The sequence below is a fragment of the Gordonia sp. DT30 genome, assembly GCF_049844915.1.
Taxonomy (GTDB): Bacteria; Actinomycetota; Actinomycetes; order Mycobacteriales; family Mycobacteriaceae; genus Gordonia.
Map to the genome: position 1 here is coordinate 1 of NZ_JBNCLY010000015.1, position 14,046 is coordinate 14,046.

Consider the following 14,046-nt stretch of genomic DNA (forward strand, 5'->3'; position numbering starts at 1 on the left):
GGTGGTGAAGTGGAGGAACCATGGAGGCGCGTAGACCGAGGGAGTTGGCGTGGTGTTGGGTGTTGTGCATGCGGCTACCGCGAGTGTCAGCATGGTGAGTATTGATGCTGTGAGAAGTGTTCGCGCTCGGCGTGTTTGGTGTGTCATGCGCCGGGGTTCGGATTCCAGGACCAGCCGGGGCTGTTGGGTGGGTTGGTTTGTTCGGGGATGCGGGCGGATGCGCATTGGCGTACGGCGATACTGGGTGGCTGGTTGGGGTCGGGATGGAGGTCGTCAAGCACCTGCCAGTCGCCGAAGACGTTGTGGATCGGATACCAGTGCGGGCCGTGTTGGTTGGCCGGGGGCGGGGTTCCGGTGCGCCGGTAGGTGAGGACGTCGCCGCTCCAGTTGGGGCCTGGTTGGCAGATCGTGGCGCTGGCAACCGTACCTTGAATATGGAACGAGGCAATGAATGCCGAGTCGCGGCTTGGCTGGTAGGCGTGAGTAGGGTCTTCGCCCAGTCCGAAGGCCGGTGGGTGCAATTCGGTGGCGTGTGCGTACCCAGGATAGCCGGCTGCGGCGTGCGCTGAGCTGAGCTGAGCGATCGACTCTGATTCGTACACGGCTCGTATGAACGTTGCGTCAGGGCTCGTGAGATCAATAGCGATAGTGGGTATCCAGTATGTTGTTAGATGGAGAAACCATGGAGGCGCGTAGACCGAGGGAGTTGGCGTGGTGTTGGGTGTTGTGCATGCGGCGAGCGCGAGTAGCAGCATCGTGAGTGTTGATGCTGTGAGAAGTGTTCGCGCTCGGCGTGTTTGATGTGTCATGCGCCGGGGTTCGGATTCCAGGACCAGCCGGGGCTGTTGGGTGCGTTGGTTTGTTCGGGGATGTGCGCGGCGGCGCATTGGCGTACCGCGAGGCTGGGTGGCTGGTCGAAATCGGGATCGGTGTCGTTGAGGACTTGCCAGTCGCCGAAGACGTTGTGGATGGGGTACCAGTGTGGGCCGTGCTGGTTGGGCGGCGGCGGGGCCCCGGTGCGCCGGTAGGTGAGGACTTCGCCGCTCCAGCCGGGACCCGTTTCGCAAATCGTGGCTGTCGCTGTATTTCCGTCACTATGGAAGGCGCCGATGAAATGCGAGCTTTGAGCCAGCGGACGGGCTAAGTTGGGATCCTTTCTAGCTTCGAATTTCAGGGGATGCAGTTCCCTGGCGTGAACGTAGCCGGGATATGCCACTGCGGCGTGGGCTGCGCTGAGCCAAGCTATTCCGTCGGATTCAGACACGGCTCGGATGAAAGTGGCGTCGGGGCTCATGAGATCCAGTGCGGGGGTGGGAACCCAATACATAGTGATGTGCAGAAACCATGGTGGTGCGTATACCGACGGGGAGCGCGGCGGAGCTGGTGGCGTGCTGGGTGTTGTGCATGCGGCGAGCGCGAGTATCAGCATCGTGAGCGCTGATGCCGTGAGAAAAGTTCGCGCTCGGCGTGTTTGGTGTGTCATGCGCCGGGGTCGGGTTCCCAGGACCAGCCGGGGCTGTTGGGTGGGTTGTTTGGCTTGGCGATGTGAGCGGCTGCGCATTGGCGTACCGCGAGGCTGGGTGGCTGATCGGAGTGGGGAACGGTGTCGTTGAGGACTTGCCAGTCGCCGAAGACGTTGTGGATGGGGTACCAGTGTGGGCCGTGCTGGTTGGCCGGTGGTGGAGACCCAACGCGCCGGTAAGTGAGGACTTCGCTAGTCCAGTCGAGGCCGGGATGGCAAATTGTCGCAGTCCCAATATTCCCGTCTCTGTGGAAAGCGCCAATGAAAAGTGTGCCCCTGCTGAGTGGCTCCGGATGCTTGGGATCGTCGGTGCCGCCTCCTACGTGCGGTGGTGGGCTATGGAGCTCGCTGGCATGGACGAAGCCCGGGTATGCGGCTCGTGCGCCCTGTGATCCAGATTCCATTGCGATATCGTTCGAGTCGCTTACCGCGCGGATAAAGGTGGCGTCGGGGCTCATGAGATCGAGCGCGGGAGTGGGTATCCAGTAGGTGGTGAAGTGAAGGAACCAGGGGGGCGTATATGTCGAGGTCGGCGCGGGCTTGGGCGGCATCTTGGTCGTGCTAGTGCAGGCCGCCAGCGTTAGACAGCCCGCCAGGAAGCAGATCGTTAGTATTAGGGTGGTTCGGCGCATCAGTGTGGTGGCCTTCGGGGGTCGGGAGTGTCGCCATCGATAAATGGAATAATTCGATGATTTGTCGAATCTCTTCCTGCTGGGAAGCCTTCGTTCGAGTCATTGAAGCCATTGTCGTACTGCTGCCGAACAACCTTGTACAGGTCTCTGAAGGTGCCGGAATCGCTGTTGACAGCATCTATATCGAGGCGGCCTCCATTGAAGTATGGGGAGTTCTGTTGAACGAACTCCGGGTGTGTGTCTGCATAGCCCTGGACGATGGCTGCTGCCCTTGCGTCCGGCCCAGCTAGACTGTCATACTGCCAGTTGGCGTCTTTGATCCCCCGTGACCACTGGTCGTCATAATTCGAGACGCTTGAGGGATCCAGCAGTTCAGCCTTTCCGGCCGGCGCGAGGATGTTCATTGCCTGCAACAGCCCGACACCGTGATAGGAGGGTACGCCGGCAAATCCGGTGCCCAGAATTGCCTGGACCGTGTCCCATTCCCGCTGTCGGTCTTCTTCCTTCATGGCGGCCATCACTTCGTTTCCATGGACTATTGCCGCAGCCTCTTGGGTGTTCGCGTCGTCGAAGACGTGGTTGAACACTCCGGCCGCTCGTGCGTACGACTCGTCGCCGTGGAGTCCGTACTCGTATGCCAGGTGATTGGTCCAGGCTGCACCGGCGATGTTGATGGCTCGGGCGGAGACGGGGTCGGTGTCGAGAACCTTGATCATGTTGGTGAACTCGTCCGTCGTGTTGAACGCGTGCAGGGCGTGGGCGTCGATACCCGGAGTCTCTACGCCGCCCAGGTTGCCGAGGTAGGGGATCAGGTTCTTGGTGAGCGTCTGGGCGACTTCAGGGTTGTATTCGCCCATGGGGGTGCTGCCGAGAAGCCTTGCGCTGTTTGCCGGGTCGCCGAGTACATGTGCGACGACATCGGCCGACTCGGCTCCGAGTGTTCCTTGGAAGCCGCCTGCATGGGCTCCCTGCCCGATCCCGTTGAGCACATCGTCGAGACCGCCGGCGTGGTTGTCCCAGTGGTGAGTCACCAGACTCAGGAAGGCCTGTTGACCTGTGTGTTCTTTGTAGTTCGGGTCGACACCTGCCATGTCGCGTCCGGTCAAGAAATCTGCCACCGCCTCGTGGTCGGGTGCGGCGTTGTGCAGCATATTGCTCAATACTCCCTGGACCTCGTCATAGTCCGGGACATCAGTGTTCCACTGTTCCTTGCCGCCACCATGAGTGATGGTGCCGCCGATTATGGACGCCTGTCTGAGGAGCCCGCGGTCGAGGTCGGTGCCGGCGCGTAGCGCGGGATTGCCGTTCTGCAGAAACGAATTCAGCACCTGCCAGTCCCCGAGATGTTTGACCTGGAGTACACCGTAACTTCCCTGCTGGTTTTCGAATGGGTATCCGTCGGTGAGCATGCCTCGAAGCTCAGTTGGGAGCTGCTGCATCCCTCCCCGTCCGCCCGCGACTGTGTGAGTATGTGATCCACTCATCACTTCGAACGCGTCTCCCAGGAGAGACTTGTACTGGCCACCACGAGGGCCCAGCTGCTTGTCGATTTCCGAATTGAGATCGGTGAGCGACCTGCCATCCATTTTCCGCATCAGACGCTGCAGATAGTCGTATTGACCCTGTGGGATATCGACATCTTGCCCGTTCTTGATCGCCTCGAGTTGCTGGGGCGTCAGGTGCAGGGCTGCTTGCAGGTCAGAGATCGCCTGCGGCCCGAGGTGGCCGTTCGACAGATCGCGGTCGGCCATCTCGGCGTTGAGTCCCGCACTCGCCGGAGCGAGGGTTGTGATCGCTTCCATGGCCGACTTGATGGCATTTGCGGTGTCGTTGTCGGTGGTGAAGAGCGTCGTCGCGAGGCTTTGGAGGTACGCGGTCGCGTTGGCTGCTCGTTGCGCGCGTTGTGACGCCATGGCCGTGAGTGCGTGCAGCAACGCCGTGTCATCGGCCTCTGACGCGGTCCGCTCGGCATCCGCGAAATTCAGCGTCTCATGGACCGACCAGTCCTCGTCCACCCGGAAGTCGTCACCTTCCAGTGCGTGTCCCTGTGTTTTGAGGGTGTCGATTTGTTCGGCCAAGGCCTCTCCCATCTGGCCGGCGGCGTTGAGAAGACTGCGTAAGCCATCGTTTTCAAAGCGGCGTTGTTCGGTGAGTTCGCGATCGGCGCGGGTGAACGCAGCCGACGCGGACTGTCCCTGCCAATCGAGTCCACAGATCGTCGAATGCATGCTCGTGGCCTGCCGATCCACGCTGGATTGCAGGGGCGGGATGCCCGCGTTTGCGGTGTCGACCATGGGGTGGGCATTCGAGCCGTATACCGCTGATTTCGGTACGTAAGACATGTTTTTGCTCGTTCGTCTTCTGTCGCTGAGGTCTTCTTCGTCAGTGAGCGGCCGGTGTCATCGCCGGACGAGCGGTTGATTGAGATCTCCGACGGAGAGCAACTCGTTGGCAGCGAGACGCATACTCCGCGAGTCGGCGTTGTCTTGGTTCACAAAAGCCGACGCCGAGTTGTGTAGGAGATCTGACAGTTCCGTATACCGACCGCCCAGCACACCGATGGCGGCGTGTAGGGCGCTGGTCACACCGGACAGCGCTTGGCCGGTTCGCATCTGCGACAACGACCCCGATGCGTGGGCGAAGTCCGGGATTTCGCTACCGGCGATGCTCTGTGCGCAGGATGCCAGTGCCTTGCCCGCATTGTGCAGGTGGGCAGGGTTGACGTGAAGCCGTTGCGCGGACTGCGGTGGTGCCATCGGGTCCCCCATACGTTTGCGGCATCCGTACCCGAAATGTCCGAAATGCCGTTAGTCGCTGAAACTATCTGGCGGAGACATTACTAGATGCGCGGGAGAATGGAGGCGGAGGTCGGTGGGGACCGTTTACCTGGACTCTTCCGTCGCGCTCCGGACCATTCTCGACGTGCCCGAGCGAGCGGCCCTACAAACGTGGATGAGCAGCACAGAATTGACGTGCGTGTCGTCGCGTCTGCTGCACACTGAGGTGACAAGCGTGCTGCGCCGGGATAGCAGGCCGGTGCGTGACGGCGCAGCGTTGCTCGGCTGTGTCGGGCATGTCGACATCACCCGGGAGGTCCGCACCGTCGCGGAGTCGATCGAGAGGCACATCAAGACGCTGGACGCCCTGCACCTGACGACGGCACTTCTGATCGGGGAATCCGTCGCGGTGGCGAGCCATGACATGACGATGAAGGTGGTGGCCGAGAACTTGGGCCTCGATGTGGTGGATCCCGTGCTTCAAGCTCGACGAGCGGTCGGCTGAGCTCATGCCCGCAGAGATGGCGATGGTCGAGGGCGAGCGGCCGGCGAGACGCTTGCGCCCGCTGCGAATTCACATGCGACGGCGGATGTGTCGTGCCGGTCGTCGATCTCACTTCAGCCACGGGTCCGGTCGCTCGTTACCACGCCATACCGACAGAATCGAGCGCCCATCGGAACTGCGGAAGATGTTGTCCACAAATGGCATTCGATGCACAGCTCCAGTCAGGAGCGCGGGATCTTGTCGGTGGGTTCGCGTAGATTGGAGACATCGAATCGATCACCAAGGGGGCATTTTGATCGCCGACGCAACTGTCGAAAGCACCGCTGAAATCACTTATACCGCAGCAATTCTGGCCGGTGTTGTCGACCTGCTCGCCGAACTGCGCACCGGCTCGGACATGACCGGGCCGCAAGCACACGCCGCGCTTCAGCAGATTCTGCTGATCCGCAACCTCGCCGACCACCACGCGGCCACGTTGACCGGTGACCTCGACCGACTCGGTGTCGCCGACGGCAAGGGCCGTCGGTTGCGGGAACTGCTGGTCGTGATGGGGTGCGCACCCGCGGTCGCCTCGCGATTTGTGCGGATCGGTACCGCTACCGACATCGACTCACTCCTGCGCCACGCCGCTGACGGTTCCATCTCCTCCGAACACGCCGACGCAATCGTGCGGGGGCTGTCGCACATCGCGTCTCGGTCACCGGAACCCGTCGACGCCGACATGCGGTCGGCGCAACTGATGTCACTGATGTCGTGGTCGTCGGCAGGCATGACGCCCGCGCAGATCACCGATCACGCCCGCACCATCGCAAATGAACTCGCCGCCGACACCGATGACGGCAAGCCTGCCGCGGAAGACAAAGCGATCAACGAACTCGGCTACCACAAAACCGATGACGGCCGACTCGATGTGCGCGCCAACCTCGATGCAGTAGCCGGGGAGAAACTGCACAGCCTGGTGGAAGCGTTGTCGGCGCCGAAGCCTCAACCCGACGGCTCGCATGATCCACGGCCGGCCGAGCGCCGACGTGCTGATGCTCTCGAATCCATCCTGGAACTCGCTCAGAAGGATCTTGCCGACGAGACCGTGTCGTGCAAGCCGACCGGCGGCGTCCTGTTGACCATCCCGGCCGATGCCCCGAAACTATCGGCACTCGAGTTCATGGGATCGGTGACACCCGCGACGGCGAAGGCGTTGGGGTGTGATGCGGCGATCACCGTCGTCATCGTCGACGGCGAGCAGGTGCCGTTGAACGTCGGGCGTGGGAAGCGGTTGTTCACGCCGTCGCAGCGAAAAGCGTTGCTGCTCAGGGATGAATGCTGCGTGAAATGTGGTGCGCCGGCGTCGCGAACGCAGGCGCATCACCTCGTGAGTTGGGTGGATGGCGGCCCCACCGACCTGGACAACGGCTGCCTACTGTGCACGAGCTGCCACCACGACGTTCACGATCGCGGCTGGGATGTGGTGATGGGCTTCGATGGGCATCCGTGGCTGACACCGCCGGCTACGGTCGACCCGCGCCGGCGGCCACTACCGGCCTACAACCGACGCACCCTACGACTCGACAGCGCTGCCTGAGACCGGCTGCATGACCGTGCTTGCCTGAAACAGGCTCACCCACAATGACTTTCTGACCCTTGCACCCGGCCCGCCGGGACCGCAACTGTTCCTTGAGAACTTCATACGGGCCGCCGGCCCGCGACCCAGCACCGTTCACGGCAGCGCCGCGCGGTCTACCTGGTGCGCGCAAAGGGATTCGAACCCCTGACCGCTGGTGTGTAAGACCAGAGCTCTACCGCTGAGCTATACGCGCGCTGGGCGGGCAACTGCCCGCACCAACACACGAATGTAGCGGCTCACGGTGTGATCGCCCAAACCGAGTGGGACGTGCTCCGGTGTGTGCACATGTCAGCGTGTCGGCGGCGGCGGCGGCGACGTCAGGTCACGGGCCGCAGGCGCGGCGATACCGGGCGGCGAGATGCTCGTGATGGTCGGCCACCGCGGTCAGTTCGCCGCGCAGCTCATCGGGGGACAGGACAGAAAAGTCGGCGTCGAAGGCGTGGAGCCACCGGGCGATCGAGGTCAGCGACGTCGAGTACATCGTCAGTTCGCAACTCGACTCGTCGCCGGACTCGATCGTGCCCCACGCATCGGACACCATGGGTGCGATCACCTCGAGCGGGGCATGGACGCGCACTCGTGCCGAGGCCTGTCGATACACCTCGCCGATACTGCGTTCGAGGAATCGCGACGCCCCGCCTGCGGGCAGGTCGCGCGGCGCGAACCGGGGGCCGGTGGGCGTCTTGGGCACCATCCGGTCCACGCGGAACGAGCGCCAGTCGTCGCGGCCGAGATCGAAGGCGACGAGATACCAGCGCATACCGTTGCGGACCAGCCGGTACGGTTCGGCCTCGCGGCGCGACTCGGTGCCGTCACCGCGCCGATACTCGAACCGCAGCCGCTCCTGGCGATGGCAGGTGGCGGCGATGTCGGTGAGAACCGCTGCCGAGACCGACGCCTGACCGCGCGTGCGCGGCACGGCCTCCAGCGACAGCGCGTCGAGGCGGTGTCGCAGCCGCGAGGGCATCACCTGCCGCAACTTGCTCAACGCACCGGCCGACGCCTCGGCCATGTCCGATACCGGGCCGGTCGTCACCGCATCCAGCCCGAGCGCCACCGCGAGGACTTCTTGGTCGTCGAGAAGCAGCGGCGGCATCTCGGCGCCGGCGCCGAGCCGGTATCCGCCGCCTACACCGACGCTGGCGCCGACCGGGTAGCCGAGTGCACGCAACTTGTCGACGTCGCGTCGCACCGTGCGGGTGGTGATCTCGAGCCGGTCGGCCAACTCCTGGCCGGACCACTCGCGTCGCATCTGCAACAGCGACAGGAGTTGCAGGAGGCGCGCCGACGTTTCGAGCATGAGCTCATCGTGCCGTAGATCGCGGACCATTGGTGTCCGCGTTGGCCGATTGCGGCACTCAGAGGGTGAGGGGATGCCGACTGAAGAACTGCCAGATCAGTGGTGTCGCCGACACGGTGTCGCTGACCCCCGGCCGGCCGTGCGTCGTCGAACCGGGCCAGACGTGCCCGCCGCCGGCGATGCGGTAATGCGCGACCTCGCTGCCCAGCGCACTGCACAACGGCCAATCGAACTGCGTCACAACCGCATTGATCGGCACCTGCAGTGGCGTGGACACACAGCCGTCGCGGCGCGCCCATGACGCGACGACGTCGAAGAGCGGTGCGTAACGTCCGCCGAGTCGGGTGCCACCGTTGTAGTGGATGACGGGATCTGCGGTGCCATGGAAGTCGATGATCGAGGCCGGCGCTTTCGACGACGGGCAGTACGGGCGACTCTGGTCGTAGAACGCCCCGTTGACGATGGCGTAGGCGGCGAACTGGCCGGGCAGCCGGCACGCCAGCATCGACACGAGTCCGCCGCCGTTGGAGCGCCCGACGGCGAAGGTCCGGTTGCGGTCCACACACGTGGTGGCCCGCACCTCACGCAGGATCGCCGAGGTGAACGCGATGTCGTCGGCCTTGGGCGACGAGTACGGGGCGCCCTGCCAGGACAGCTCCCCGTCGGTGCCGAGCAGACCGTCGGGATAGGCCACGACCGCGGGCAGACCCGACAAGCCGGTGTAGCGCTCGAAACTCACCGGCGACTCGGTGTGGCCGGGATACGCGAGGATCAACGGCATGGGGGAGCGTCCGGTGTAGCCGGCCGGCAGGTGGACGCGGTAAGTCCGGTCGACGCCGTCGACCCGGGTCGTGTGGCTCGTGTTCGCCGGCATGCCGGCGCGAGGGGCGCAGGCCGCAGCCGGTGACGGCGAGGGTGATGGGGCGCCACGGGCGGGCGTTCCGGGCCCGAGGAGACAGGTCGCCAAGATACCCAGCACAGCAACGACGCCACCCCACGACCACCGATTCGCTACGCGCACGGGTGCAAGGATAGGGCATGGTCGCCGCCGGACCTCCGCGAATGCCGCTGTCCGGCATCGTCTCGCGCCCATCGTCGCCAGATCCCGAGATGATCCATCCGGCGGTGCACCACGCGGTAGCGTCGGACCCGCGGCCCCGGCCCTACCCGGACCGCAAGAAGCGCCCGCGTTCAGAAATCGGAGATGCCATGCCCGCCACGTCGATCGACCCGTCCGCACTGATTCCGGTCCTGATCGATGAGTGGGGCGCTTTACGGACCCTCGCGACCGAACTCGGTGACCGGTCGACTGCGGCGTCGATCCTGCCGGGCTGGACCAACGCCGACATCATCGCCCACATCATCGGGACCGAGTCCATGCTCGAGGGCCGCGACGTCGACGCCCCGGCCGACATCGCCGACCGGGCACACGTGCGCAATCCGATCGGCGAACTCAACGAGAAGTGGGTCGAGCACTTCCGCGGACGCCCCGCCGGCAACGTGCTCGACGCCTTCGACGAGATCGTCGCGACGCGCAGCGCCGCGCTGCAACGGATGTCACAAGCCGATTTCGACGTCGACGCCCAGACCCCGGCCGGTCCGGACACCTACGGCAGGTTCATGCGAATCCGGTTGTTCGACTGCTGGATTCACGAGGTGGATCTGCGCGACGGAGGCATCGGTGGTACGCCGTCCGCCGAACCGGTCGCCTGGGTGCTCGATGAGATCACCGCCTCGTTGCCCTACGTCGTCGGCAAGCGCGCGCAGGTGCCGATGGGCAGCGCGGTGATCTTCGAGGTCACCGGGGCCGCGCCGCGTACGGTGCGGATCGCGGTGGCCGAGCGGGCCGGACTCGTCGATTCCTTCGACGGCGGCGACGCCGCTGCGGACGTCGTCCTCGAGCTCCACGCTGTCGATCTCGTGCGGCTGGCCGGAGGCCGGCGGACCGCAGACCCGTCCGCGGTGACAATCCGCGGGGACGACGAACTCGCACAGGCGATCCTGGCCCGGATCGACTACCTGATCTGATCGGTGCCGGGTGCCGGCGAGTCGTGTCGCGCCCGCCCCCGCCCGAACGCACGCGCCTCGTCACCAGCGATCGTGCGCGCCGGCAACGGGTCGCTGAGCAGTCGACGGACCAGCGCCGCCGACGGTTCCAACCGACGATCGCTGCCCACGATCACCACGTTGCCGGTGCGACGCCCCTTCAACATGGCCGGGTCGGCGATGAGCAGCACGTGGGCGAAGACCTGCGCGACGGCGTCGGCGTCGGTGCGTACCAGCCCGAGGTCGCGCCCGTCGCCGCAGTTGGCGAGATACAGACCGCCGGGAACGAGGACGTCGGCCACCGCGCGCACGAACTCCACGGTCGTCAGATGTGTTGGTGTGCGGTTGGATTCGAAGGCGTCGCGCACGACCACGTCGCGCGAGCCCGGATGCAACGACTCGAGAACCGCGCGCGCGTCGCCCACACGGATGCGCAGACGCGGCGCGCGGGGCAGGTCGAACCACTCGCGGACCAGACGCGCGAGTTCGGCGTCGATCTCGACGGCGACATGCCGCGACGCCGGGTACGTCGCGGCGAGGTAGCGGGGCAGCGCGCACGCGGCGCCGCCCAGATGCAGAACCGACAGGCGGTCCTCGGTCGGATGGTGGTCCTCGATGACCGCGGCCATCTGCCGCAGGTATTCGAAGTCCAGCACGCGGGGGTCGTCATCGATATGCGAACTGTGCGTGCCGTTGATCTGCAGCAGCCATCCGCCCGAGGTGGTATCGGGCGCCAGCTCGGCCGTGCCGGTGTCGATCGGATAGGTTCCCGCGACCGGCGCGGGGCGGTGGCGTGCCATCACCGCAGGAGTCTATCGGTCCTCCGGTCGGGCCGGCGGCGACCACGGGTAGCGTGGCCAGGATGGATTTGCTGCTGCTGTCCCTGGGCTTCGGTGCGGTCCCCGCATTCGTGGCGGAAACGACCGGAAAGGCGATGCGGCAGTTGACGATCGGCTATCTCGGCGACGCGCGGATCCCCTATGCGGGGCAGCCCGGCGAGCGGGCCGAGCGCGACCGGCTCGATGCCGCAGGCTGTGCGATCGTCGACGTGTCGGCAGCCCGGCAGGACCGCGACGAGTTCGCCGCGGACCTCGATCGGGTCGATGCCCTCTACGTCGCCGGCGGCAACACCTTTGCGCTGCTGTGGGCACTGCGCCGCGACGGCGCCGGGGATGTGCTCGCGGACCGGGTGCGCCACTCGTTGCCCTACATCGGGTGCAGTGCCGGGGCGGTGGTCGTCGGCCCGTCGATTGCCCCGGTGGCCCGGATGGACGATCCGGCCGAGGCGCCCGGCCCGGTCGATCCGCGCGGACTGGAGCTGATCGACACCGTCGTCCTGCCGCACGCCGACGGCCAATTGCCGCCCTACCCGCGGGAATTGATCGACTCGGTACGCCGCGAGTACGGGTCACGCCATCACCTGCAGCCCCTTGCCGACGAGGAGGCGCTGCGGGTTCGTGGCGACGAGCACGCCGTCATCAGCTCGGGGTTCTGATGGGTGGGCGGATGACTGTCCGGCATGCGAGCACCGGGAGGCCGACGTGGTCGGGGTGGGCCGGCACCTTCCGTCCGGAGCCGGTTGGACTGGTCCTCGGCTACCTTCTCGACCGCGTCCTCGCCGACCCGCGCCGAGGGCATCCCGTCGCCGGGATCGGGAACATCGCCGCCGCACTGGAGCGCCGCACCTATGCCGACAGCCGAGCCGCGGGTCTCGCTCACTGCGCGACGTGCGTGGCCGCGGCCGGGGCGGCCGGGATGCTCTCGGTGCGTCCGTTCGCCGATCGCCGACCCGGGCGTATCGCGGTGACGGCCGCGGTCACCTGGGCGGTACTCGGTGGCACCACCCTGATGGGTGTCGGTGGCTCCGTTGCCCGGCGTCTCGACGCCGACGACGTCTCCGGCGCCCGCGAACTCGTCCCCAGTTTGTGTGGACGCGACCCGAATGTGCTCGACGAGGCCGGAATCTGCCGCGCCGCTGTGGAATCGGTGGCCGAGAACACCTCCGATGCCGCCGTCGGTCCGCTGGTGTGGGGTGCGCTCGCCGGGGTGCCCGGGCTGCTGATCTACCGAACCGCCAACACTCTGGACGCGATGATCGGCCACCGCACCACCCGCTATGCCCGATTCGGTTGGGCGGCGGCCCGATTCGATGATGCGCTGAATCTGCTGCCCGCACGCCTCGCCGGACTCGTGGTGGTGGCCGTGGGACCCGACCGCCGGGGAGCGCTCCGTGCGTGGCGCGCCGACGCGTCGGCGCATCCCAGTCCGAATGCGGGCGTGGTGGAAGCCTCGTTCGCCGGCGCGCTCGGCGTGCGGCTCGGTGGGGTCACCGTGTATCCACACCGCACCGAGAACCGTCCGGCACTCGGCCGGGGCCGCCCACCGGCGACGACCGATCTGCGTGCCGCCCTGCGATTGTCGAGGCGGGTACAGATCGGGGCCCTGGCCGCTTCCGTCGTGCTCGCGTGGCTGCGCAGCCGGCGCATGTAGGTGATTCGCATCGAGTTCCCGCTCAACCATTTGATTCCCGCTCGACGAGATCGTCGAGCGGGAACGAAATGAGTGAGCGGGAATGCCGCGACGGTTGGGCGCTCAGCTGCCGTAGCGTTCGGAGAGTTTGTCGCGGACCGTCGTGGAGACATGCTCGGTGTCCGGGCCGGCGCCGATGCCCACCGGCGTGACGTCGTCGGTCGAGTCGCCTCTCGAGGAACGTCCGGCGGCTGCCTGCCGCAGGTCGGCGCGCATCCGCTTACGTCGCTCAGAACGAGAGATGGCCGACGAGACGTCGGCGGGATTCGCCGGCCGGCCGGAGGCGCCGGACAGGTCCGCGCCATTCGTCGGCGGCACGTCGCCACCGGACGCAGCCGCCTCGGCCGCGTGGGCTCGCTTCTGGGCGGCCGCACGCCGGCGTTGCCGGATCTCGGAATAGAGAAAATAGCCGGCCCCCAGTGGTGCCATGATCCCGAAGGCAAGCCACTGCAGGCCGTAGGACAGATATGGGCCGGAGTCGAGCTGGGGCAGTGGGATCTCGCCGAGCGAACCCGGTTGCTGGGGGGAGAGCTGCAGGTAGAACGCGTCCATCGGAGTGCTGGTCGCCATCGACAATTGGGTCGGGTCGATCGTGTACATCGTCAGCGCGCCGTCCTCGGGACGGGCGCCGCGCCCGGCGGTGGTGCCCTCGGTGGCGCGGATCCGCGCATTGATGGTCGTCTCACCGGTCGGCGGTGCCGGGATCACCGGGGCGTTGTTGCTCTGGTCCGGGCGCACATAGCCACGGTCGACGGCGAGCACCCGGTCGCTGCCGGCGATCCGGAAGGGCGTCAGGACTTCGATGGCCGGCCGCTCCTCGACCGACCGCAGACGGACGAGGGCCTGCTTGTCGGTGAGGAACGTGCCGGTCAGCGACACCTCACGCCACTCTGTCGACGGTGCGAAACCCGAGCCGGGCGGCGCGACCTTGTCGATCGGTACCGGTGCCGTCGCGACCGCGGACTTGATGAGGTGATTGCGTTCGGAGGTCGCCGAGTTCTTGCCGAGCTGCCACGGCGCCAACAGCATGAAGCACGCCGCAGCAAATGCGATCACCACGATGATCAGGGCGATCCACCCCGGTCGGATGACGTTTCGCAACGTGCGCATACAA

General features: G+C 65.9%; 13 protein-coding genes and 1 tRNA gene. 5 read left to right on the forward strand and 9 right to left on the reverse strand.

The features are described from left to right. Positions 1–143: 143 nt before the first annotated feature. The 4 genes from ACLQ3C_RS14485 to ACLQ3C_RS14500 form a co-directional block, all read right to left on the reverse strand. Complete coding sequence (locus tag ACLQ3C_RS14485; protein WP_425705778.1) at positions 144–602, reverse strand: hypothetical protein; 459 nt, start codon at positions 600–602, stop codon at positions 144–146. 203 nt (positions 603–805) lie between these two features. Next, positions 806–1,294 carry a hypothetical protein gene (locus ACLQ3C_RS14490; protein ID WP_425705779.1) on the reverse strand — a complete coding sequence of 163 codons (489 nt, stop codon included), beginning with the start codon at positions 1,292–1,294 and terminating at the stop codon, positions 806–808. Between the two features lie 859 nt (positions 1,295–2,153). Continuing rightward, positions 2,154–4,448 (reverse strand): hypothetical protein, encoded by a 2,295-nt coding sequence (locus ACLQ3C_RS14495; protein ID WP_425705780.1) that lies wholly within the window; start codon positions 4,446–4,448, stop codon positions 2,154–2,156. Positions 4,449–4,553: 105 nt separating this feature from the next. Then, positions 4,554–4,910, reverse strand: a complete 357-nt coding sequence (locus tag ACLQ3C_RS14500; RefSeq protein ID WP_425705781.1) for a type VII secretion target — start codon at positions 4,908–4,910, stop codon at positions 4,554–4,556. Positions 4,911–5,025: 115 nt separating this feature from the next. Between ACLQ3C_RS14500 and ACLQ3C_RS14505 the strand changes: the two genes are divergently transcribed. After that, positions 5,026–5,436, forward strand: coding sequence for a PIN domain-containing protein (locus ACLQ3C_RS14505; RefSeq protein ID WP_425705782.1), 411 nt, complete (start codon positions 5,026–5,028; stop codon positions 5,434–5,436). A 295-nt stretch (positions 5,437–5,731) separates the two neighbouring features. Further along, entirely contained in the window at positions 5,732–7,015 is a 1,284-nt protein-coding gene (locus tag ACLQ3C_RS14510; protein WP_425705873.1) for a DUF222 domain-containing protein, read from the forward strand. Between the two features lie 160 nt (positions 7,016–7,175). Here ACLQ3C_RS14510 and ACLQ3C_RS14515 read toward each other — a convergent pair. From ACLQ3C_RS14515 to ACLQ3C_RS14525, 3 genes are all read right to left on the reverse strand, one after another. Further along, positions 7,176–7,250: transfer RNA gene (locus tag ACLQ3C_RS14515), tRNA-Val, on the reverse strand. A gap of 129 nt (positions 7,251–7,379) precedes the next feature. Continuing rightward, positions 7,380–8,357: a helix-turn-helix transcriptional regulator gene (locus ACLQ3C_RS14520; protein WP_425705783.1), complete on the reverse strand. Its 978-nt coding sequence runs from the start codon at positions 8,355–8,357 to the stop codon at positions 7,380–7,382. A 58-nt stretch (positions 8,358–8,415) separates the two neighbouring features. Continuing rightward, positions 8,416–9,231 (reverse strand): alpha/beta hydrolase family esterase, encoded by an 816-nt coding sequence (locus tag ACLQ3C_RS14525; RefSeq protein ID WP_425705784.1) that lies wholly within the window; start codon positions 9,229–9,231, stop codon positions 8,416–8,418. Between the two features lie 335 nt (positions 9,232–9,566). Here ACLQ3C_RS14525 and ACLQ3C_RS14530 point away from each other — a divergent pair, with 335 nt between their 5' ends. Then, complete coding sequence (locus ACLQ3C_RS14530; RefSeq protein WP_425705785.1) at positions 9,567–10,385, forward strand: maleylpyruvate isomerase family mycothiol-dependent enzyme; 819 nt, start codon at positions 9,567–9,569, stop codon at positions 10,383–10,385. Here the strand turns inward: ACLQ3C_RS14530 and ACLQ3C_RS14535 are convergent. Beyond that, positions 10,373–11,203, reverse strand: coding sequence for a spermidine synthase (locus tag ACLQ3C_RS14535; protein WP_425705786.1), 831 nt, complete (start codon positions 11,201–11,203; stop codon positions 10,373–10,375). The genes ACLQ3C_RS14530 and ACLQ3C_RS14535 overlap by 13 nt on opposite strands. 62 nt (positions 11,204–11,265) lie before the next feature. Here ACLQ3C_RS14535 and ACLQ3C_RS14540 point away from each other — a divergent pair, with 62 nt between their 5' ends. Together ACLQ3C_RS14540 and ACLQ3C_RS14545 are read left to right on the forward strand one after the other, a co-directional pair. Continuing rightward, a complete protein-coding gene (locus ACLQ3C_RS14540) occupies positions 11,266–11,898 on the forward strand; it encodes a Type 1 glutamine amidotransferase-like domain-containing protein (protein ID WP_425705787.1) in 633 nt (210 codons plus the stop codon). An 11-nt stretch (positions 11,899–11,909) separates the two neighbouring features. Then, complete coding sequence (locus ACLQ3C_RS14545) at positions 11,910–12,893, forward strand: cobalamin biosynthesis protein (RefSeq protein ID WP_425705788.1); 984 nt, start codon at positions 11,910–11,912, stop codon at positions 12,891–12,893. Between the two features lie 102 nt (positions 12,894–12,995). Here the strand turns inward: ACLQ3C_RS14545 and ACLQ3C_RS14550 are convergent, their stop codons facing one another. Beyond that, entirely contained in the window at positions 12,996–14,042 is a 1,047-nt protein-coding gene (locus tag ACLQ3C_RS14550) for an SURF1 family protein (protein ID WP_425705789.1), read from the reverse strand. Positions 14,043–14,046: the final 4 nt, after the last annotated feature.